Annotated in this window: 20 protein-coding genes; 9 read left to right on the plus strand and 11 right to left on the minus strand. The window is 29.5% G+C overall.

Annotated features, from left to right (window positions below):
• Nucleotides 1-3 precede the first annotated feature (3 nt).
• The 5 genes from METEV_RS11445 (at nt 4) to METEV_RS11465 (ending at nt 5,142) form a co-directional block, all read left to right on the plus strand.
• Nucleotides 4-975 (plus strand): glycosyltransferase family 2 protein, encoded by a 972-nt coding sequence (locus METEV_RS11445; protein WP_013195665.1) that lies wholly within the window; start codon nt 4-6, stop codon nt 973-975.
• A gap of 158 nt (nt 976-1,133) precedes the next feature.
• The gene (locus METEV_RS11450; protein ID WP_013195666.1) at nt 1,134-2,495 is read left to right on the plus strand and encodes a phenylacetate--CoA ligase family protein; all 1,362 of its coding nucleotides are present in this window, start codon (nt 1,134-1,136) and stop codon (nt 2,493-2,495) included.
• Between the two features lie 53 nt (nt 2,496-2,548).
• On the plus strand, nt 2,549-3,628 hold the full coding sequence (locus METEV_RS11455; RefSeq protein ID WP_013195667.1) for a glycosyltransferase family 4 protein: 1,080 nt from the start codon (nt 2,549-2,551) through the stop codon (nt 3,626-3,628).
• A 707-nt stretch (nt 3,629-4,335) separates the two neighbouring features.
• Complete coding sequence (locus METEV_RS11460; RefSeq protein ID WP_049891315.1) at nt 4,336-4,539, plus strand: transposase; 204 nt, start codon at nt 4,336-4,338, stop codon at nt 4,537-4,539.
• A gap of 87 nt (nt 4,540-4,626) precedes the next feature.
• Complete coding sequence (locus METEV_RS11465) at nt 4,627-5,142, plus strand: transposase (RefSeq protein ID WP_083810150.1); 516 nt, start codon at nt 4,627-4,629, stop codon at nt 5,140-5,142.
• 155 nt (nt 5,143-5,297) lie between these two features.
• Here METEV_RS11465 and METEV_RS11470 read toward each other — a convergent pair whose 3' ends face one another.
• The gene (locus METEV_RS11470) at nt 5,298-6,491 is read right to left on the minus strand and encodes a glycosyltransferase (protein ID WP_013195668.1); all 1,194 of its coding nucleotides are present in this window, start codon (nt 6,489-6,491) and stop codon (nt 5,298-5,300) included.
• 218 nt (nt 6,492-6,709) lie between these two features.
• Here METEV_RS11470 and METEV_RS11475 point away from each other — a divergent pair, with 218 nt between their 5' ends.
• From METEV_RS11475 to METEV_RS11485, 3 genes are all read left to right on the plus strand, one after another.
• Complete coding sequence (locus tag METEV_RS11475) at nt 6,710-8,566, plus strand: hypothetical protein (RefSeq protein ID WP_013195669.1); 1,857 nt, start codon at nt 6,710-6,712, stop codon at nt 8,564-8,566.
• 44 nt (nt 8,567-8,610) lie between these two features.
• The gene (locus METEV_RS11480) at nt 8,611-9,516 is read left to right on the plus strand and encodes a glycosyltransferase family 2 protein (RefSeq protein WP_013195670.1); all 906 of its coding nucleotides are present in this window, start codon (nt 8,611-8,613) and stop codon (nt 9,514-9,516) included.
• Between the two features lie 195 nt (nt 9,517-9,711).
• The gene (locus METEV_RS11485) at nt 9,712-10,941 is read left to right on the plus strand and encodes a glycosyltransferase (protein ID WP_157197408.1); all 1,230 of its coding nucleotides are present in this window, start codon (nt 9,712-9,714) and stop codon (nt 10,939-10,941) included.
• Between the two features lie 12 nt (nt 10,942-10,953).
• Here METEV_RS11485 and METEV_RS11490 read toward each other — a convergent pair whose 3' ends face one another.
• From METEV_RS11490 to METEV_RS12605, 4 genes are all read right to left on the minus strand, one after another.
• On the minus strand, nt 10,954-12,405 hold the full coding sequence (locus tag METEV_RS11490) for an oligosaccharide flippase family protein (protein ID WP_013195672.1): 1,452 nt from the start codon (nt 12,403-12,405) through the stop codon (nt 10,954-10,956).
• A gap of 311 nt (nt 12,406-12,716) precedes the next feature.
• Nucleotides 12,717-13,625, minus strand: a complete 909-nt coding sequence (locus METEV_RS11495; protein ID WP_013195673.1) for a sulfotransferase — start codon at nt 13,623-13,625, stop codon at nt 12,717-12,719.
• A 424-nt stretch (nt 13,626-14,049) separates the two neighbouring features.
• Nucleotides 14,050-14,790 carry a sugar phosphate nucleotidyltransferase gene (locus METEV_RS11500; RefSeq protein ID WP_013195674.1) on the minus strand — a complete coding sequence of 247 codons (741 nt, stop codon included), beginning with the start codon at nt 14,788-14,790 and terminating at the stop codon, nt 14,050-14,052.
• A 105-nt stretch (nt 14,791-14,895) separates the two neighbouring features.
• A complete protein-coding gene (locus METEV_RS12605) occupies nt 14,896-15,051 on the minus strand; it encodes a hypothetical protein (protein ID WP_198008212.1) in 156 nt (51 codons plus the stop codon).
• 872 nt (nt 15,052-15,923) lie between these two features.
• On the opposite strand from METEV_RS12605, the gene METEV_RS11505 reads away from it, so the two are divergent.
• Nucleotides 15,924-16,484 carry a hypothetical protein gene (locus METEV_RS11505; RefSeq protein ID WP_013195675.1) on the plus strand — a complete coding sequence of 187 codons (561 nt, stop codon included), beginning with the start codon at nt 15,924-15,926 and terminating at the stop codon, nt 16,482-16,484.
• 1,117 nt (nt 16,485-17,601) lie between these two features.
• Here METEV_RS11505 and METEV_RS11510 read toward each other — a convergent pair.
• The 6 genes from METEV_RS11510 to METEV_RS11535 all read right to left on the minus strand — a co-directional run bounded on the left by METEV_RS11510 (nt 17,602) and on the right by METEV_RS11535 (nt 23,175).
• Nucleotides 17,602-18,549, minus strand: a complete 948-nt coding sequence (locus METEV_RS11510; RefSeq protein ID WP_083810151.1) for a Cdc6/Cdc18 family protein — start codon at nt 18,547-18,549, stop codon at nt 17,602-17,604.
• 33 nt (nt 18,550-18,582) lie between these two features.
• Complete coding sequence (locus METEV_RS11515; RefSeq protein ID WP_013195676.1) at nt 18,583-19,773, minus strand: RNA-guided endonuclease InsQ/TnpB family protein; 1,191 nt, start codon at nt 19,771-19,773, stop codon at nt 18,583-18,585.
• A gap of 281 nt (nt 19,774-20,054) precedes the next feature.
• The gene (locus METEV_RS11520) at nt 20,055-21,176 is read right to left on the minus strand and encodes a restriction endonuclease (protein ID WP_013195677.1); all 1,122 of its coding nucleotides are present in this window, start codon (nt 21,174-21,176) and stop codon (nt 20,055-20,057) included.
• Nucleotides 21,177-21,399: 223 nt separating this feature from the next.
• The gene (locus tag METEV_RS12140) at nt 21,400-22,134 is read right to left on the minus strand and encodes a restriction endonuclease (RefSeq protein ID WP_157197409.1); all 735 of its coding nucleotides are present in this window, start codon (nt 22,132-22,134) and stop codon (nt 21,400-21,402) included.
• Nucleotides 22,135-22,609: 475 nt separating this feature from the next.
• Entirely contained in the window at nt 22,610-22,942 is a 333-nt protein-coding gene (locus tag METEV_RS11530) for a type II toxin-antitoxin system PemK/MazF family toxin (RefSeq protein WP_013195679.1), read from the minus strand.
• Entirely contained in the window at nt 22,927-23,175 is a 249-nt protein-coding gene (locus tag METEV_RS11535) for an AbrB/MazE/SpoVT family DNA-binding domain-containing protein (RefSeq protein WP_013195680.1), read from the minus strand. Before METEV_RS11535 ends, METEV_RS11530 begins: the two co-directional genes overlap by 16 nt.
• Between the last annotated feature and the right edge of the window lie 166 nt (nt 23,176-23,341).

Here is a 23,341-nt window from a genome sequence, read left to right on the forward strand (position 1 = left end):
TTATTGGATTACCCATTTGTATCTATTGTTGTTGGAACTAGAAACGAAGAAAAATATATAGCAGAATGCATCAACTCATTGTTGAATCTTAATTACCCAAAAGACTCTTTTGAAATTTTGATAGTAGATGGTATGTCTACTGATAATACTCAAAACATTGTGAAAAATTATCCTGTAAATCTCTTGATTAATGAAAAAATAAACGTTGCATCCGCAAGGAATCTTGGAATAAAACACTCACAAGGTGATTTAATAGCCTTTACAGATGGAGATTGTAAAGTTAATAATCTTTGGTTAAAAACATTAGTTTATGAAATTCAAAATGCTCCTGAAGATGTAGCTTGTGTTGGGGGACCAAATTTAGTTATTGATAATGACCCTATTTTTGCAAGAGTGGTTGGATATGTTCAAGAAACTTTTTTGAGTTCAGGTGGGTCTGCACAGTGTCATAGTTATTCTAAAAAACAATATGTTCAATCAATACCTAACTGTAATGCTCTATATAAAAAATCTATAATCAGAAATGTCGGTTTTTTTGACGAATATTTTAAAGTGGGTCAAGATGGAGATTTAAATTTTAGAATAAGCAAGATTGGCTATAGATTTTTGTATATTCCAGAAGCAAAAGTATGGCACCATAGAAGAGGTAATTTAAAATCATTTTCTAAACAAATGTTTAAATATGGTTCTTGGATGGCTGAACTTTTTAAGAAACATCGAGATTTAGTAAGATGGTATGCATTAATACCTCCTATTGCTATTCTATTTTCATTGGTGTCTATTATAAGTTCAATTGTAAATCTTAATTTATTGTATATTTTTATATGTTTATTGTTTACTTATATTATTCTAATCTTATTAACCGCATTAAAAATTAGTTTTAAAATGAAATCTGTTTATGGTTTACTAACTGTTATTATTTTACCATTGCAGCACTTAATGTATGGATTAGGTATGTTATCAAATATTTGTTAATTTAATTCGATAGTATGAATTATGTATCTATAAGTTTATGAAGAATGTTATTATGTTATTAATCAAGAGCTATAATATAAGGGTCAAAAATTATTCTTTTTATTTTGCTTTCATAAATAATTGTAATCATTTATAAATTATTAATCAGGTTGATAAATATGTATGAACGTATAATAAAAAAAATAATATACCCATTAATGGAACTTTATTTTGGCACACAGACATTATCTAATTTGGAAATATTGAAGGAAACTCAATGGTATAATTCAGAAGAAATAAAAAAGTTACAAAACGAAAGACTTCAAAGAATTATCACTCATGCATATTATAATGTACCTTACTATAATAAATTGTTTAAGGATTTAAATTTAAAACCTTCTGATATAAAAACAACTGATGATTTAGTAAAACTTCCAATATTAACAAAAGAAGATATAAAAAACAATTTTGATGATTTAATAGCTAAAAACATCCCAAGAAAGAAATTGTTATTTACGAATACTGGGGGATCTACAGGTGTTCCATTATATTTTGTAAGAGATAAGGCATCCATGGGTCATATAAGAGCTGCTCAGTACCGATTTTTTGAATGGGCCAATTTAAACTTTTTTGGAGACAAATGGGTTTGTTTAACATCTTCACTATATGACGATGAATTATTTAAACAATTACAGGCAAAATTATATTTAAAATTACTTCGCCAAAAAAGGTTAGGAACATTTGGAGCAAATGATAAAATATTCCAAAGATATGTTAATATAATAAAAAAATTCAAACCAAAAGTAATTTATGGATACTCATCATCGCTATATGCTTTATCGAAATACCTTTATAGATATAACATAAATGATTTAAATTTAAAATCAATTATATCAGATTCTGAAACATTATATCCTCACTATCGGAAAATGATTGAAAAACAATTTAATTGTAAAGTATATGACCATTATGGTAGTAAAGAAGCAACCTATGCACAAGAATGTGAAGAACACGATGGCTACCATATTGCGGCAGAAAATGTATTTTTAGAATTTTTAGATAGTAATGGGAAAAGAGTTAATGAGGGTAATTTTGGGAAAATTTTTGTGACTGATTTTACGAATTTTGGAATGCCTCTTATACGCTATGAAAACGGTGATTTAGGAATTCCATCTAACAAAAAATGTCCATGCGGAAGAAGTTTACCATTAATGGAGTCAATTATGGGTAGAACAACCGAATCACTAGTTACAAGCAAAGGGGAAATATTACCAGTACATTTTATAACAATATTATTTGGAAAATTAAGTCAATACATAAAAAAATATCAAATTGTACAAAATTCTATAAATGAATTGGATATAAAAATTGTTCCAGAAGAAAATTATAATGATGAAATTACCAAACAAATTAAAAACAGTTTAAAAGAATATTTTGATGAAGACTGCGTCATTAAATTTAATTTTGTTGAAGATATAGATGTACCAGAATCAGGAAAACACAGGTTTATAATTTCAAATGTAATAGATGAATACCTATAAGTAAAAAAACTTAATAGTTTACCTTTGCACAAAATTTACTAATTGTGGTCAAAATGAATGATTTGGAGAAGATATTAATACTTGGCCCAACACCTCCACCCTATGGAGGAATTGCGACTTTTGTAGAAGAAGTTTTAAAATCTAATTTAAAGAATGAATACAATCTACTGCATATCAATACAAATCGAAATAATTCTAAATCTCTTAAAGAAAATATCAATGTGTTTTTACGAGTTACCTTTCAATTATTGTACTTATTGAGTTATAAAAGACCGAAATTAGTACATATACACGCTTCATCATATCTATCCTTTTGGGAAAAAACTTTTTTTGCGTTTATTTCTAAACTTTATCTAAGAAAAGTGGTTTACCATATCCATGGAGGAGCATTTAAACAATTTTATGAACAATCCTTATTTAAAAAAATTATAAGGTTTTGTTTCTATTTTTTTGATGGTATTATAGTTTTATCTGATAATTGGAAAAATTATTTACATGAACAAAACCTAACTTATAAAGAGAAAATATTTGTTGTTAATAATTTTGTTGATTTGAATGTTTCAAAACCTAAACAAACAGTAAATGTAAATTATAATGTAACATTTGTAGGAAGACTAGAAAAGAGTAAAGGTATATATGAACTACTTAATGCAATTCCACATGTATTGAATAAGTATAAGTATGTGAATTTCGTTTTAGTAGGACCATATGAAAAAAAAGATTTTATTAGAATTAATTCTTTTTTAAAACAACATAATATATGTAATAATGTGTTTCTTACTGGTCCAATTTCTAAATTAAAAGTTTACCAAGAACTTTCTAAATCTAAAATATTTGTATTACCATCTCATGTAGAAGCTTTCCCTATATCGATATTAGAGGCAATGGGTATAGGCTTACCAATAATAGCAACTCCTATTGGTGACGTACCTGAAATTGTTGAAAATAACATAAATGGTTTTTTAATTAAAGAAAATGATTTTCTAGACATGGCTAACAAGATTATGTACTTAATTGAAAACGAAGAATTGAGATTAAAGATGGTGAATAATAACTTGAAAAAGTTTAACGAAAAATATAATATAAATACTGCGTGTGGTAATTTAAAGTCTGTATATGAAAGCATTTTATAATATGCTTAATGGATACCAATAAACCCATCTAATGATTTTGCACTTAATGGATATACAAACATCTTTTTTATGTGGAGAATAAACTTGTTGAGATTGAAGCTTTGATTAAAAGGAATTCAGAACGACCTTTGAATTGATATATATTAATGGTTAGTTTTGGGAAAAGCAAACTGGTATCTAACTTTATAACATTATGAAGATGCTATTAATTCATCTATGCCACAGAAATTCTTACTAGGAATTTAGGAAAACGTTAATCAACAAATCCAACGAGATACTGAGTGGATTGCAGAATCAGTTATAGTATTTTAGTCTTATAACCAAAAAATGAATTATCTAGGGTGGCTACGTTAATTCATTCTGATTTGGGACATTCAGAGTTTAACAAATCCATGGAATAACGACTGTACCAAACAAAAATTCGAAACTACCAGATCATCATCATGATAACAGAATTTATTTCTCAAGAGAGAATAATGTTGTATATATGAATAAAGGATACTTTAGCTCCAAATTCATTGGATTATGATGCTATTATGCAGTAAGTGGTACGAGAAAATATTATAGGTAAAAGGATATCTTAAGGAACATTTGGGTTAGCTCTGTCATAGTTCTAATGAAAGAGTCTATGCTGTTACAAAGGGACCCCATTCCAAAACTTTAAGATTTTAATAATCCCACATACAATTTCTGTATGAGGGGAGTGAATGGAATTCAAAGAACTTACAGATGAACAATGGGAATTCATTGAACCTTATCTACCGCCGCAACCTTCAACCGGTAGGAAAAGGGTTGATGACCGCAAGGTCATCAACGGTATACTGTTTGTACTGATTACTGGTTGTCGGTGGGGAGATATGCCCAAACGTTATGGATCACCTATAACTGCATGGAGACGATTGAAAACTTAGTCACAAGAAGGTATATGGAATAATATTATACAAGCTCTACGCGATACCGCATACATCAACGGTAACCTGTCGTTAGATACGATATATATTGACAGCAAATCCAGCGAGACCAAAAAGGGGAAAATAACACGATATAGATATCATGTTTACAAGAAAAGAAAAGGAATAAAACTCCACGCTTGTATAACTAACGATGGATTTCTTGTAGGATTGATTATCTTACAAGGTGTCGAATATAATAGTAAAAAGTTCTTTGAACTCATAGAATCTATCAAAATCAATACTAGATCCAGACCCAGAACAAGACCTGATGAAGTATTGGCTAATTCTGCATTTGATACATTAGATATCCGTGGGTATTTAAAGTCCAGATTGATTAAAAATAATATTCAAGTAAATCCCGGAATCCAGAAAAGGAGGAGTTTAGGAAGACCTGCAAGATTTGAACCCAGGTTTTATCACAAGAGAACTACTATAGAACGGTTATTTGCATGGTTGAAAATGAGATTCAGAAAAGTGAACAACAGATACGAAAGATTGGACTCAGTATTTAAGGGGTTATTAAATATCGCATGTTTTATGTTATGCTGGAACAAGGTTTAAACCATGTTTTGAAATGAGTTCATATGAAAATTAACTATCCATATTATATTTAGAGAATCAATATTTGTTACTTATATTCTTTATCGACAAATATGAAATATATCTAAGTTAATAACAAATAACCTGTGATCAACTAAAAATATTATTTAACCTGTTTAATCCAGTATAGTTTCCCATTGTGGAATTATATTTTTAATATCAAAATCTTCTGCTCTTTTCTGTGCAAGTAATCCATATTTTTCCTTTAACTCATCATTTTTTAAGATTTGATTGATAGCATCTGACAGCATATTTTCTTCGTTTTTTAAACTTAATCTGTCACCATCATTACAAACGGGTGTTAGAATACCATAGGGAGCATATTCAACTACATTTGTTTGATAGTTAATATCAGTGTCAGGAGCAAGAATTTCTCTTGGGCCCGAAAAACAATCCGTAGATATAATAGGTATACCGCAGGCCATGGATTCTACAATAGCATTTGGAAAACCTTCATTTGTTGAGGACAATACAAAAACAGATGAATTTTTTATGAATTTAAAAGGATTCTTTTGGAATCCCATAAAAAATATATCATTTTCTAGCCTATATTTTTCTGCCAACTCCTTTAACTCATTTTCAAGTTCACCCCTTCCAAGGAATACAAGTTTTGCATTATCAACTTCATCTTTTACTTTACTGAATGCTTTTATTAAATGATTTTGACCTTTTACATCAACTAGTCTACCTACATTAATTATTACAGGTGACTCAAAAATATCTTGGTACTCTTGTTCGATCTCGTAATCTGCTAATTTTTGAATCTTATCAGTTTCATATGGATTATGAATTACTTTTATTTTTTCGGGTTTTATTCTAAAATTATTGACTAAATCTTTTTTAACACCTTTAGAAACAGCAATAATAAGGTAAGCGTGGTTGTAAAATAATTTAATTAACTGTTTATGGATTTTACCTTCTAAACCTTTTAACCCCTGTGATATCTGACTATGAACAGATATTATAACATTGTCACTTAATTTAGAAAATAAATTTAAAATGTTGGGAGCTGTAAGAAAACTTATCGTTGCTTGTGGTTCATATTGTTTTTTGATGTTTTTACTTTTCTGGATTAAAGAAAAAAAAGTAAAAACTCTTATGAACATGTTTTTTAGAGATTTATCAGGTTCTGGAATGCTTATATTTAAATCTATTATTTCTCCATTATATTGGTAATCAATTTGGTCAGTATGATAAACCATAAGCTTTATTTTATATTTATCAGGTAAGTTTATTGAAAGATTGGATACTACCTTTTCCGCTCCACCATTTTCTAGTGAACTTATGAATAGAGCTATTGTTTTACTCATAATTATTCTAATAATTCATATGAGCTTAAATATTATAAAACTTCGGTTCAGAGAAACTGCACTGTTCAGTTAATAGTAGTAGCACTATTTTAGATTTTTAGTACTTCTTAGTACAAAGATTTAGAGTTATAAATTAGGTGAAGATTGTCTTAACTGAACAGTGCCTACTTAAAAACCAAATTGTATTTATAATAGATAAATAATGAAGAAAAATATAGATGAATAAAATAAGAGATCGTATAATTAACTATTTTAAAACTTTTGATTCGCATTTAGCTATAAAAATAGTTTCTTTATTAGGTTTTATATTATTACTCATAGCTTTATTTACCTTTGTAAAAATACCTCCTGCTGATAATTATGAATTCTCTCTATACAAAACCTTTCCATGGTACTTTTGGCTACTTGTAATATTATGTGTCTTTATTGGGCAATCGATTTTAGTATTTAATTCATATTTAAAGGTTAATATAAGAAGTTGGGTTTATGGTTATTTATTATTATTTTTATCAAATTCAATATTATTAGTTATCCCATTTTCTAGATATTTTACATTTGGGAGAGGAGATGTATTAACTCATATAGGGTATATGTTGGATATTGAGAAATATTTTAACATAGGTTCTAATCACTATCCTGCAAACCATTTATTGGGGTCCATTCTTAACTATTATACAGACTTAGGATTTACAGATATAGTTATGATTATCCCTCCTCTTTTTTCATTATTTTTTGTTTTATCCTGGTATATACTAGGAAAACAAATATTTAAAAAAAATGCAACAAATTTATTGATTTTATCTTTATCCTCAATATTATCATTTGGTATGTTACATGTTTTATTTACACCATTCCATCAATCTACTTTACTTATACCTTTCGTATTATACCTTTTTTTTAGAACAAATAATACAATTGGTAAATATCAATATAATTATTCAATCTTTAGTTTGTTATTGATTACTTTTTGTGTCTTTATTGTATTTTATCATCCACTAACAACTTTAATTCTTATCGTTATTTTTTTGTTACTTAGGTTTGCATCAGCAATTCAATATAAGCTTTTAGGTAACAAGGAACTCAAAATTAGGATGAATAATCTAGTATTAATTATTTTTATTGTTTTTTCTATGTGGAGTTCATATTTGTATATAGCAGTTAATAAATTAAAACCAATATTTGCTTCTATCTTAGGCACTGATGAAACACATTCTCAATTAGAAGAATACGTTAGCATAATAAATTATTCCGATGCGAATTTCTATCAATTAGCAGAGATATTTGTCTTCAAATATGGTGTTGAAGCAATATTAGGTTTTTTTTCAATAATGTGCATGATAGTTATATTGAAAGCAATAAAAAAACGTGACAAAAATATTTATTATTACCATATTTTTTCAATAATAGGATTTGCCTTATTTTCATCTTTTTCGTTTTTAATATTGATTACAAATATTTCTTTTAGTTTCTTACGTATTTACACCTATTCTGAACTTTTTTCGTTAATCTTAATTCCATCAACATTTTATTATTTTTTCATTAAACAAGGAAAAATATTTAAAAAAATTAATACGAAACAGATATCGTGCATATTGTTATGCATAATATTAATTTTATTTTCAATTCTATCTATATATAGTTTATACTTATCTCCATTAACTAAAACTGTTAATTCTCAAGTGACTGAAGCCCAATTTTTAGGAATGGAAACGTTTTATCAAAATCAAAATGATTCTTATAATATTTTGGAATTAGGTATATCTCAATATAGGTATTATGAAGCGATATTTGGGGAAAGATATCCAGAATATAATGTAAAACGTCCTGGAGCAAATAATTTAAAACCCATAGAACATTTCAATTATGTAAATGGTACATCATTTGGAACAGTTTATAATGATACATATTATTTTTTACTCAATGATATAGGAAGAAATGTTTATCCTGAAGTACACCCTGAATTTAGAGAAAAGTGGAAATTTACTCCTACTGATTTTGACAACCTCAATTACGACTGTAATATTGATAAAATTTATACTAACAAAGAACTTGATATATTTATAATAAATGAATAACGTAGATATCGAAACTTTAAATTAATTTATCTAGGGGATAATATATGGTAAAAGTAAGTGTAATAATTCCAACCTATAATAGATCACAAACGGTAAGTAAAACAATAAAAAGTGTATTAAACCAAACTTACCAGGATTTTGAAATTATTATAGTAGATGATAATTCATCTGATAATACAGAATTTATTATTAAATCTTTTTCACATTTTGATAGCCGTGTAAAATATATTAAACATAATAAAAATAAAGGCGCACCAGAAGCCCGTAATACAGGAATTAAAAACTCTAAAGGCGATTACATTGCTTTATTAGATGATGACGATGAATGGTTTCCTCAGAAACTTGAAAAACAAGTTAAATTATTTGCTAAAGAATCTGATGATATTGGATTAATACATTGTGGATATGAAAAAATAGATGAGAATGGAAATATTCTTATACCTAAAAAAAAACTAAAGGAAACTGGAAATATGTTTTATGAGCTTCTTGAATCTAATATTATTGGTTCACCTACGAATTTAATTCGAAGTGAATGTTTCAAAAAAATTGGTTATTGTGATGTACAATTAAAAAGTTGTCAGGATTGGGATTTATGGATTCGTATATCTAAACACTATAAGATTAACTATATACCAGAGATATTAGCTCGTTATAATGTATCAGATGTATCTATATCTAAAAATATAGATTCCGTATTATCAGGTCATAAGCAAATTTTAGATAAATATTTTTTATACATATGTAAAAATAATAAAATACATAGCAAACACATGAAAGATATTGGATTATTATATCTACATAAAGGAGATTATTCTAAAAGTCTTAAATATTTAACTCTGTCTATACATTACAATCCTTTGAATTGGAAATCTGTAATAAATTATTTAACTATTAGGTTCTTTAAAAAATCAGCAGGTAACTATCTAAGATTGGTAAAAAATCTTATATGAAATGTACAAATTTCAGCTCTGTAGAAATCTTATTAATATAAATACCATGAACTATAAAAATGAAATTATAGCGATCTTCACAATTACATTATAATCAACTTAATTAACCTTTGAATATTGAAGGTTTCTACAAAGCACAAGTTTCAAAAAATTATAAAGATGAAATAGAAGATGTATTATATAAGGGGATCAAAATTGAAAATAGCGTTTATTGTTAATGCATTTCCAAAATTGTCAGAAACATTCATACTAAATCAGATCACAGGACTCTTAGATAATGGTCACGATGTAAAAATTTTTGCATCATCTCATCCTAATGAAAATATAGTACATGAAGATATAAAAAAATATAACCTTATGTCTAGAGTACATTACTTAAATTTACCTAAAAATTTTATTTTTCGTTTTTTAAAAGGCATAACATTAATAGTTTTTAATCTCTACAAAAATCCAGTTTTAATAATAAGGTCTTTAAATATATTTAAATTCGGTAAATTTGCATTATCTTTGAAAATGCTATATATAACTATTAATTTCCTAAATAAAAATGAATTTGATATAATACATTGTCATTTTGGGCCTAATGGTATTTTAGGAGTATATCTAAAAGAAATCGGTGTTAACGCTAAGTATATTACAAGTTTTCATGGATATGATGTAAATAAATATCCAAAAAAATATGGATGCAATGTCTATAATAAATTGTTTGAAGAAGGTGATTTATTTACAGTAAATACCGAATATACTAAAAATCAAGTAAAAAAACTAGGATGTAATGAAAATAAATTAGTTACTTTACCAGTAGGTCTCAATATAAGAAATTATAGTTTTTTAAAAAGATCATATGACAGTAGAAAACCTATTAAACTTTTATCGGTAGGAAGATTAGTTGAAAAAAAAGGACATGAATATGCTATTGAAGCTATGTATGAAGTATTAAAAAGATATCAAAATGTAGAATATTTAATAGTAGGAGATGGACCATTATATAACTATTTACAAAAATTAATCTCTAAGTTAAACATTGAGAATCATGTGAAATTATTGGGTTCTATTGACGACAAGTCCCTCTTTCAAGTTTACCAAAAATCTCACATCTTTGTGTTTCCAAGTGTAACTTCTAAAGAAGGGGATAAAGAAGGACAAGGATTAGTTCTCCAAGAAGCTCAAGCAGTTGGTCTACCTGTAATTTCAACTTTCCATAATGGTATACCAGAAGGAGTTATTGATGGAATCTCTGGTTTTCTTGTACCCGAAAAAGATGTTGACGCGTTGGCAGATAAAATGGAATATTTAATAGAAAACCCTTTTCTTTGGTCACATATGGGGTATAATGGTAGGAAATTTGTAGAAAAAAATTATGATATTAATAAACTTAATAAACAACTAGAAATAATTTATCTAAGAGCTATATCTGCTTATTAATTTTCAGGTAAATTAGATTTTTGGATTAATTAAATTTTTAAAAAATTTAAGCTCTTTTTTATCAAAACCATTTAATAATATTAAAATTACAAAATAACTTATTGCACATACACAAATTGTAAATATAAGATTTAATATCCCAGATGGATTCAATATGAAAATTAATAAAGACATTATGATAGACGCCAATATACTTTTTAATATAAATTTAAAATTCATATTAAATTTTAAAATCTTCAAAGAGTAATAAGAAACGATAACTAGGCTAATTGTAAATGATAATAATGTAGTAAGAGCTGCAGCTATAATGCCTATAAGAGGGATCAATATAATATTCAGTACAAGGTTTAATATCGCTGCTATTACCCAGATTTTAGCGTCAATTTTTGTTTTTTTTTCTAATAGGATCACTTTTTTAAAAATCTCAAAAGTGCCATATAATAATATACTTAATGCTACAAAAGGTGTTATAATATAAGCTTGAGATGCTATATCAGGTGTGGATAAAATTCTTAATATGGGTTTTGATAACAGAGATAACCCAAACACCGAAGGTATAGTAACTGCGAAAAAGTATTTTGAAGTATAGCTTAATAAATTTTTTACTTCATCGATTTCATGTTCATCATAATGTTTAGATAATACCATTGGAAGCATGAAATTTAATGGAATAAAAAATATTTTCAATATGTCCCCTAAAGCATAGCCTGGATTGTAATATCCAACAAATGTAGTACCTAAAAAAAATCCAATCAAATAACGGTCGCTTGCATCTATTATCCATTTTGATAAACTTCCAGGTATTAAAGGTAACCCGTATTTAAGGTATTTTTTTATGTTTATAAAACTTGGTATCTTAATATTTATTTGATAAATAACTGTTAGTATTGTAATAAAAAATACAAGTGAAGAACTTATCAAAAGTCCTGATATTGCTCCAATTATTCCTCCATTATTTAACACAAAAAGCACAACAAAAAAAATTTTGAGTGATGTTTTTGTAAATTGTAAAATAGAATGTATTTTTACTTGTTGTGTCGCTCTAAAATAATTTTTTAAAAAGGCGTTCAATGATTCTATTAAAACAATTATAGATAAAATTTTGACAATTAGAATTTGGTTGTCAAATAAAGCTGACGCAATTATTCCTGAAAATATATATATTAATATGGATATAGTTAAACTCGTAAATAAAACAAAGATTAAAAAAGAATACACAAGTTCTTGAAGGTTCTCCTTTGTTTTTATTGAAGGTACAAACCTATGCATTGCCCTTTGTAATCCAAGCATTACAAATTCTGGAACTAACCCAAGAGTAATTACAATTTGAGCCCAAATTCCATAATCTTGGACTGGGATATTTTTTGTTAATATTGGTAATAATATAATTCCACTAAAGCTTACAAGTAAATTTGTTAAACCAACTAATCCTATCCTTTTGGCTAAAAGTTTATAAGCATCCATTTTGTACCTATAAAATAATTTATTATATACTTGCAAATACCTAATAGTAGTTTATTTTTTTAGAATTAAATAAAGTTCATGGTACTCGATTGTTAAGTTATATTTATTAATCATAATTTCTCTACTTATGATAATATGAAATAATTAAAGCTTCAGATATAAGTTTAGATACGCTATATTATAGTATTAAATTTTGTACATAAACGCGACATTTAATATATTATTTTATCATATTGCTTCAAGTAATTTGTATGTAGTTATAATATACTGGTCTAAATGTACTCAGATAGATATAAATTTTATTAAAAATATTATTTCTTAGTAGTTTTTCTTCCTATATATCCATATTTAATACCTAATGGCCATGCAAATATTAAGAAAGGTAACTGATTTTTATACGATAATTTTTCCTTCCATTTATAATCAGGTTGTAATTTTATGGTTTTATAATTTCTAATCCTATTCCCAGCCAGTAAATGGTTAATTTTTATTTCTTTTTTATTAACTAGTTTTTCTGATACCTGTGATAAGTTAATGCCAGCTACTTCACCAATAAGTTTTAGTGTTTTTACAGGGTAGTTAACAAAATCTTCGTAACGTATCTGGGCTTTATTAGAACCAATTGTGTAAAAAACTATCTCTGAAAGGAGATTGTTATACATCCAACCTAATGGGAAGCGTAAACTTTTCTTCCCCTCTTTCATTCCTGAATATGTTACTCCTCTTCCGTCTCTTACCAAGTGGATAAGGCATAAATCTACATTTGGCATCATAGATATCGCTAATGCACGAGAAGGTTTTTTTGACGAGTCAACAATAATGTTTTTCCCACTTACTGTACTTATTGAATGATAAAGTGCCTGTGTATAAAAAATATAATCATTAATATTAGAATTGTTTTTGTTTTTAAGTAATAAACTTAAACCCTTTAAACTTTCTACTTTTTTTTGTAAGTTTTCATAGAATGCTAAATCATCAATCTTTGTTTGTTCTTTCCACCTATTTATCACATCAATCCAAAAGGGACATATTTGACTAGGTGTATCACAAGAGCATAATTCATTATTCTCGTATTTTTTAATTATATCGTATAATTCACCTTTGCTTTCTATTTCAGGATGATTCCCCAATACTATATCAATTAGTGTTGAACCACTACGTCCTGACCCCAATATATAGATGACCTTTATTTTTTGGCTATTAGATGTTTTATAATCCATACTAAACCATTTCCTTACTATATTTACTTTTATACTTTATATTAAAGTTTTAAACTTTAAAAGCATTACAAGAATCTCACTTTTGTAAATCTGAAGCCAGTACTTAAACATTTGCATATCTCATCCTCATTCATGGTTTAGTACATAAATCCTTTTCTTTGAATATTTTAGTAAGCTCTGATAAGATTGTTGATTTGCCTGTTCCTAGAATCCTGTTAACTAGACTACAAATTCGTTGTTACTATTACTGTTGTTCATACACCCATCTGTTAAATTTGTTTCTAATTATTTTGTGCTAAATTATCGTATTAATTATAAATTATTAGGGTATCGTTTTTTAATTGGTTATTTTAGTTTTAAGACTAAGTCAACTAATTTTTTACTTATGAAAAAGTAAAATAAATTCTTTACCTTCAGTTAAAGCTTATTTCTTGGTTTTATTGTTATTTTTAAGATAATACTCGTTAGCTTTCATCAGATCTTCAGGAGTTCCAACATCGATATGGATACCGCCGATTTCCCTGTAGACAACGTTTTTCCCCTGCTCCACCATCACTTTGATTGAATCTGTGAGCTGGTACTCATCCTTGTAGCCGGGTTTTGTATCACTGATAGCATCGAATATCTCAGGTTCGAAAACATACATACCAGCGATACCCAGTTTACTCGGTGCTTCGCCAACTTCGGGTTTCTCGATCAAATCCACGATATTGTTACCATCTGTTTGAATGATACCGTGGCGAGTAACATCTAACACTTCCATGACACCAACGGTGGCATCGGCATTGTTATCTTCATGGAACTGTTTTAGATCCTGCAGGATGGTATCAGGTGAGAAAAAATTGTCACCCAAAACGACCGCAACAGGAGAACCGTTGACCACATGTTCACCGGCTGCAACTGCGTTTGCGAGTCCCAATCTATCATCCTGGACAACATAAGTTATATCCACACCGAACCGCTCACCTGAACCGAAGTAATCGGATAACCCGTGTTTATTCGGACTTACAACTATAATAATGTCATCTATCCCGGCTTTTACGAATGATTCTACCACGTGTTCGATAACCGCTTTATCCCCTACAGGCAACAGTTCTTTCGGCATCGCATGAGTAAACGGACCTAAACGAGTTCCGCTCCCAGCTGCTGGTATCAACCCCTTCATATTTCACTCCTCTAACAAATTCCTGATTCTAATTTTAAATGTTACATGAAACACAAAAATTTGGATGTATCTGCTTATTTTCTTTTTAACCATATTATGGTACTACTATAAGCTTTTTGGTTTTTTATCTACTATAGATTCTATAGCTGGATATTTTGCTTTCGATTTACCCATGGATTGTTCGGTGTAGTTTATGGGACAGTAATTCCTGCGATACCCTTTCGATACTGGAATAATGACGATTTCTGGTAGATTATTCATTAAAGGTACTATACATCCATAATTGTTCGAGTACTCTAAAAACTAATTTTAGCCATCAAAAACCAATCATCTGTCCAGGAAACTTATGAAAATCTAAATGTAAATTTCTCTGTAGATTTTTTTATATTGACCTGTTTAAATGTCATATACCAAATTCCAAGATTCGAAACATTATCATGGATATAATGGCCAAATAGTGAACTTGTTATTTTGTATCTTTTCTTCCAAACTCAGGGTGTTTTTGTGGTCTTCAATAATATCGATAATAAAGGCTTAACACTGCTTATAGATGCTCCTCATTTTACCTCTTACCAGAATCTGTCATCTATAAGCAGATTATAGATTCAAAAAGTTATCATATACACAAGATAATAATCGGAAATACATCACCTGTGTCTATTGAGTATCATCAACGACATATTTGAAAGTAATAATACACTACACACTATTGTGAGCATTACATCTGTTTTAGATACTAATATTTCTTAACGGTAACAAACCATGGAATGCATTAACCGCTGTCTAACATAATCGGTCTAAATCGTTTCAACAAGCTACCGAAAATCGATCTACAGTAAATCAGGAAACTCTGACACACCTTTTCTAATGAGTTCTGATTATCAGGACAAAATACTCTTTAGATTCACTTTTCAAAGCAGAATCTAGATATAATTAGTATCTAAAACCAGACATTAAGTCCTGTTTTACAAACTAAATAATGAACAAGCAAATTAATTCAAAACTAATTTATCTAATAGACAATTAAATTTATAAATCTGCAAAACTTATTTTAGTGTGATGAATCGCGCACTATCTAACTGATGCGACTCATCACTATCAAACTAAAAAACAGAAAAACGGAATTGATTAATATGGACATAAAAGATGAAGTTCATCTAAACTTAGGAACGGCAGCAACAAGAAATTCAGCACCAAAAAACAAATATGATGAAGAAGCGCCCTACGAACTCACTGAATTCCTTGAAGATCTTGGAATGGTTACAGGAGATGAACTCTGTGACGAGATGTTTATCACCAGTCCAAATGAAATAAAATTTGATATTGGGTTCGCTCCTGAAAACATGGAAATTGGTTTGACAGAGGAAAATAAAGAAATCATCACATCGGATGTAGGTGAAATAAGAATTTTTTATGACCCAGAAACTGATAGTTGGAAAAAAGATCTGCATGATATACAGAAAGCCCTCGATAGTATCAAACCGTTGGGTAATGATTTCTGGGACGAGAAAACTGATGATAATGGAGATATAACAGAACCAGTGATTGAAAATAAAGGGTCTGTGGAATTTGTCTATGATGATTGCGATGAATGTTGTTTGGATGTTGAACAGAGAAGACGTGCAGAAGAATTTTTTAATGCGATTTTCAGATATCTTTGGGATCTAAAAGATAATGGATGGCATTTGCAGTAACCATTCCTTCTATCTTTTTTTATTTTTTTATTTTTGTGACCAATTAAAGCCTGTTATTTTATAAATATCAAAATTATAAATATCATAATAGAAGATGTGTCTTAACTGGATTAATGTTATCATCTGTTACTTGTCCTGTAGATTGATAGTAATCACAATTTCACAAAGGCATTTAATTTTTAGCCTGAAAAAAGAAGAATCTATAGTAGAGCAGGAAACCCAGACACACCTCTTTTAATGAGTTTTTGCTGGATTTTGTCAACATCTACTATAGATTAAAATCGTTTTTTTACCATGACCATCCATTTTTCTCAAAAGCATCCAATATTTCTTCTCCATTAGATTCCAGGGATTCGACTACCATGGTAATGGATTCTGGTGTCATTTCTTTGACATATACGTGTGACTCAATGTCACCATTTACGCCATTGCTGAGTTCCTTGATTTCAGACCTGATGTTTTTATGTTCTTCATTATTTTCGATACCGTATACAGTAACAGTAAGATTTACAAAGAATTCAAGGAATTCTTTAAAAGTTTCGTATTTTTCGATTTTCTTTTTTAATTTATTTGTTTTTACTATGTTGGTATTTATAAAAATACCTCCGTTTTTTTCTTAATATATAATATATTTATTCTGTATTAGAATTATTATATGAGATGATTTCCAGATTTATAAGATTAATGGTTTTTGAAAACGTTATAAATGACTAACAAACTTTTATGATTGATAATTTAATGTTATAATATTTATTTGAACTTGAAAGTCATTATTATATGCTGATAAAATTAGTAACCATTTTATCAAGTCATAAAAGTAAATCAAAACCTTATGATAGATTTATTTTTATAAAAATGCTTATCCATGTTTATCAATTTTTCATTCAAGTATATAGGGAAAAAGTGAGAAAAATTAGACAGTTTCTTATCTGGTGTAGTTATTGTATCCCGTATTACCGGGGAAGAATACAATATTGTTTTAGAGTCATCGACTCATCCCGTATAAACAGAATCTAATTTCACCTTGGATGAAACAAGAAGCACTTTAAATCATAGATTTAAAGTTATCCTTAAATTAAAATTTAAGGAGCCACTTGGTCTTTAGCCAAGTGGTAGTTCACAAGTATAAGTCTTCAAAAATGGGATTCGCTTCTTTAATAGCATCAAAAAGAACGTATGGATCTTCTGTGGGCTCCAACACTCGGCTATTTCCTCTTCCTCCTCTATCATTAGCAGTGATGAGTCCTATTTTATCAAGCTCAGTGATATATTCAGAAATTCTATTATTGCTGGGAATACTCATATCTAATTTTTTTCCGTATTTCTTATACATATTTATAATATTTCCCGAATATGGTTTTTTGTTATTTATATATGATTTCAGTATTACAAATAATACAAAACCTTGCTTTAATGATAAACTCTTAGTAGCTTGAATTTTCTTATTTTGATTTAATTTTTTATATGCATCTAACACATGATCTTGTGTTATTATATCTGAATTTTCAAAATCTGCTATATCTCCAGTGGTTTTTAAAATTTCTAGTGAATATCTCGCATCTTTTTTATCACTTGCTGTCAGAGCTGCACAATATGGTATGGTACCTTCATCTAAACAACCATCTTTGAAAGCTATACTTGAACGTTCATTTAATATATTTACCAGTTCTTGTGAATCGTATCCTGGGAATTCAAGAGATTCATTACCAAATGACGATTTAACCCCTGGACCAATTTTTCCAAAAAAGCTATAATCATTGGTAATGCCTACCATCGATATGAACAATTTGTCATCAATATCTTCAAAATCTTCACGACTGAGATTATATATTATCCCCTCATCTTCTAGGTAATCTATTTCATCAAAGATAACAATCAAAGATGTTCTTCTTATTTTCAAGAGGTTGATGAGGGTTTCATAATGCTGAGATTTTGAAACCCCATTACGTGGGTGGTCTATAGAACTATCAATAGTATAGATTAGATTGTATAAAATATCTGTGGATGTGTTAGTTTTCCGACAATTGATTAGAGCAGGAATTATGCTAACGTCATTGTAATTGATAAACTTAGTAACATTAGATAACTAATTTTATTATCAATTACATTCGTGAGCTATACTCACCGGGTGTAACGCTACACCCTCTATCCCATCTAAATCAGGGATTGCTTTTTTCATAATATTATAGGCACCATTTACATCGGCATTGATTATAGTGCCGTTAGATGATTGGAAAAGCCCTCTTTTAATTCTTTTACCAAGATAAGAAGTCCTTCTCTCAACTGGTTCACCATCGAGGAAAGAACACTTCGATGTATAGGATTCTTCTTGCTCAATCACTTTCAATCCAACATCTTCGGCTTTGTATTTTAGTTGTTCAAGAAGTCTATGAAATGGAATCTGTGTAAACTTTTGGTTATTGCGCTTACCCATATCCACTTCTTGTTTCCACCCTTCGTTATACCCAATGACTAGTGTGCCGATGTTGTGTTTGACACAAAAATCAACAATCCTTTTACTTGCTTTATGGAAGAAGTCATTGATTTTCATTTTATATTTATGGTATAGTTTTTTCAGTTTTTTGCTATTTTTGATGCCTAATTTATCATAAATAGATTTTAGTTTTCCAGATTTTTTGTTGTAGAACTGGTTTATTGATTTTGCGACTCCGCCCTTAATAACAATCGGTTTTTCACCGATGTTATTCACCATAGTGACGATATTATTAATACCCAGGTCGATACTGGCGATGTTTTCTTCGTTTAGATCTGGTGTTTCCAAATCCTTCTCGTAAACAATTTCACACTTATAACCAACTCCCATAGGAAGAATTCGAACTTGATTTAATTTAGTGTCATCTGCAAGACGAGTTTCTACTTGCAGGTTCGTTTTCTTCGGTAACTTGAGGACACCGTTTTTTATCTTACACTGTTGGTTTGTGAAAGTGAGAATATTTTCGCCATTTTTCTTTTTATATTTTGGTGGGTTGGGTTTTGAATAGTAATTTTCTGGGTTCTTTTTCCAGTCTTTAATTGATTGGAAGAAAGATTTCCAGTTTTTATCCATCAGTTTTAGTGTCTGTTGTGCTGTTTGTGTGGGTAAAACAGAATAATTTTCAGTACCTTTTAACTGTTTATTTAGTTCTTCGTATCTTACCCAACCACCTTCATCATTTAGAGATTGTTTAACTATGAAGTTTGCCTGGTTGTATAAGTTCTTGGAAATATGACACAACCAGCTAAGGTTTTTATCATAATTTAGGTATATCGTTTCGGTCCTTTTTACCATAACAATCTCCATGATGAATATAATTGATTATATTTTATGTTATCAATTCTTATATATTTTACTTATAAAGTATACTATATATCATCCAGGCAGTTTAATATTTTTCAATAATATATTCAATCTCTTCCTGATTGACCAAATTCTAAAAAATAGCATAATTTTAGATGATAGGAAAACTGAATTATATACTTATAGATGTAAAAAAGATAAAAGGAAAGTAGGTTTAAAACACCATCTAACAACCGATAATTAATTTTGTTGCTACTAATTGAATTAGATGTTTATTCTTCTTTTTTAAACAGTTTGTGATGCGATATTATTAAATTTCGCAGTTCCTCCCTGTTTATCAATTTTACATCATTTGCTTTTGCAAGGTCTACGGCTTCAGATGTATAGTAATTATTTGTAACGACCATTGCTGAATTGCATAGATAATACCGCATTGAAGCAACAACTTCCTGAACTGCACTGTTTCCCACTTTTGAACTAGATTGTTTGACCTGTACAGCAATGCGTTTAGATCCAAGTTTGGTCAATATCACATCCGCACCCTGATCTTTGTCATTGGTTTTTTTAGTTCTGCTTGCATAATATCCCTTATCTCTGTAGATCTTGCATACAGCCTGTTCAAGTTCTTTGGGTGTCAGTTTATCCGGGTTGTCGGGTAATTCTTCATCCTCGCCATCTCTGCTTATAAGTAGCAATATATCCTTTAAAGGAACATTTCCTATTTCGCAGATGATTTCAGCGATTTGGCATTTGAACATAAGGTCATCTGTTTCTTTTAGATATTCTTGAAGTCGGTCTTCAAAATCCTCATCTTTCAACATATCCTCAAGCAATTCCCTTGTTTCAGGATCCCAATTTTCATTAAGTGCATTAATAATTGGGTCGATTGCTTCAGGTTCTAATTCCTGAAATATTTCAATTAGGATTTCGCGTTCATCTTCTACAGATTCTCGGAAATAAACAAGAGTTGAAAGCTCCTTGATCATTTCCCTTTCTTCATGTCTCAAGTAATCAATAATCAGATTTGCAGTATACTTGCTGTGTCTATTTAATATCGATTTATAAGTGAATATTTTAATCCTATGGTGGATTGTTTCTGGTCTTGGAAGTTTATTCCTGAGTTCATGTAGAACAAATGGAACAGCAGAATCATTATTTTCAAGAATACTTAAAAACTCTCTAATTAATTCCTCTGAATTTTCATCATTTCTGATTTCCTCTTTAACTTGTATGACAGCAGGTTCCCTGATATCAGCCAGTATATCTTTTATTTCTGAGTTCGGGTATGTTTCTTTGAGACAATTAATTAGAGGTTCTACTGCTTTTTCTCCATGGTTTACAAGAGCTCCTTTAATCTCAAGATTGTCCATTGTATTGTTTTGTTCATTATTCAATTCTTTTATAAGCGGCTATATGGATATTTTTTCAATTTTGTTCACATTTAAACCTCCTTAATTTTATATTTATATTTTTATAAAATTCAATTAAACGTTTGGTTTTTTTGTGCAGATAATTTTGAGAATAAAACAACTGAGAAAAGTGATTTTTTCAAATTCTGGAAAAATAAAATCCATGTAGAAGAATGGACTTAAAAACTGATTTAAAACCGGAAATTCTTTACAGATTAACCATTTCTTCCAGTTGTTCTCTATTGATTAGGGAAACATTATTCGATTCCGCTAGTTTTACTGCTTTTTGTGTAAAATCCTGGTTGGAAACGACTATGGCACTGTTGCAATGGTAGTAGCTCTTTGCCGCAACGATTTCCTGAACAGCATTTCTCGTGACTTTTTGACCTGGGTTTAGATGTTTTATAAGAACCGCGGTTCTCTCGACTCCGTATTCAGTTATGACAAAATCTGCACCCATATCTTTGATGCCAGTTCTTTCGACCAGATATCCTTTATCTCTGTACATCGACTCGATAAAATCTTCAAATTCTTTCCATGACATTTCGTCCAGGTTATTATTCTGCTGAGAATTACCAGTTGTCTGTATCTTTTGATTCTGTTTCCTCGAATCGGAACTATCCTGGTTTTCAATGTTTTCCTCGACTCGGTCAAGTATCAACTGCAGCTGATGGGTGTCCCCATATCGCTGGTACTGTTTTATTTTTCCTGACAGACAATCGACAGCCGGTTGTCCAATCTGTATGAGGATATTTTCTAGGTCCTGATAGTATCCGTCATGATAGAGGTGTTCGATGATTGTATCTGCTGCCAGATGTTCCATCCTTATCAGGCAATCTTCGATTTCTTTTTTGGTACAGTGGCTGTCTGTGGATAACATTACTTCTAACATCGATTCTACTGCACTGTCGATTATCTTATCTTTATTTTCTACTTTCATCATGCGAAATCCTCCTTTTATTCTTGGTTTAAATCCGGGTGATAGCTCCTGCAGCTCTTTTTCCTATTAGTGTCAAAAGATCTCAGGATTCTATATTTTCTACAATTACCCGCTCTTGCAATTAACAGCTAGTTTCCTGCTACCGTTAATTGCATTGGTTCGTATGGTTATTTTTTGTAGTGGTTTAGAGAACAAAAGCAGCTGGAATAATCTGATCATATCCAGTAATCAACATAGAAAATAAAAAAGAGAGGACCAGGCACTCCCCCTGTTAGCCTGCTCCTCTGTATACCCCTATTAAACCCCCCAACGCACGCTCTCTCGTAATCAACAACCAATTTCCTCGTTACTGTTGATTACATGAATTTGTTTGGTTATTTTTGTGCGTAATTTGATACATAAACAACTGTAATAATATATTAATTAAAAATTCTGTAAAAAAACAATTTTATCACTGATCGAAATAAGTTAATAAGAGTTAACTCGTAAAGATGTTAACTAACTTCTTTTCCACTTCATCTGTTTTATCATTTTTTAGGTATCCTACTTTGTATAATATTAATGATTTATCAGCGGTAAAAATCCTATTTGGCCGAATGTTGCTATTTTTGCGTAAAGTTCCATATTCAAAATCATTATCATTTAACGTTATTGAATAATTATCAATTTTGACCGCGCTTGTAATCATACAAAGAATTATATCTTCTCCTTGTAAATTGGCTAACACAAGAGCAGGTCTCTTTTTAGAATTACTCATATCAGAAAAAGGGAATGGTAATACAACAACATCTCCTTTTACAAATCTTTCCATGTTTCATCCTCTTCTTCTGTATCCCATTCTTTTTTGAGGACCTTTTCGCTTGCTAAAGCAGTAGAGATTTTTTCATCCAACTGGTCCATGGATCTCAACTCTATTCTATCATCGTATGCAAGTATCACAATTTTAGAACCTTCTTTAAAATTTTCAAGTTCCCTTATTTCTTTAGGTATTGATATTTGACCTTTCTTTGTAATCTTAGCGCTTCTGAAATCGATAAGTGTCATATAAGTAAGAAATGTAAGAATAATATTTAATGGTTTTGTACATTCCAGAATAGCGATTTCAACCTATAAAATTTTAGATTTTGATTAAAAATTATATTAAAATGAGGAACAGGCTCCCCCATTAGCCTGCTCCTCCATACCCCAATGAACTCCCCAACACGCTCTC

The organism is Methanohalobium evestigatum Z-7303, from assembly GCF_000196655.1.
Classification (GTDB): domain Archaea; phylum Halobacteriota; class Methanosarcinia; order Methanosarcinales; family Methanosarcinaceae; genus Methanohalobium; species Methanohalobium evestigatum.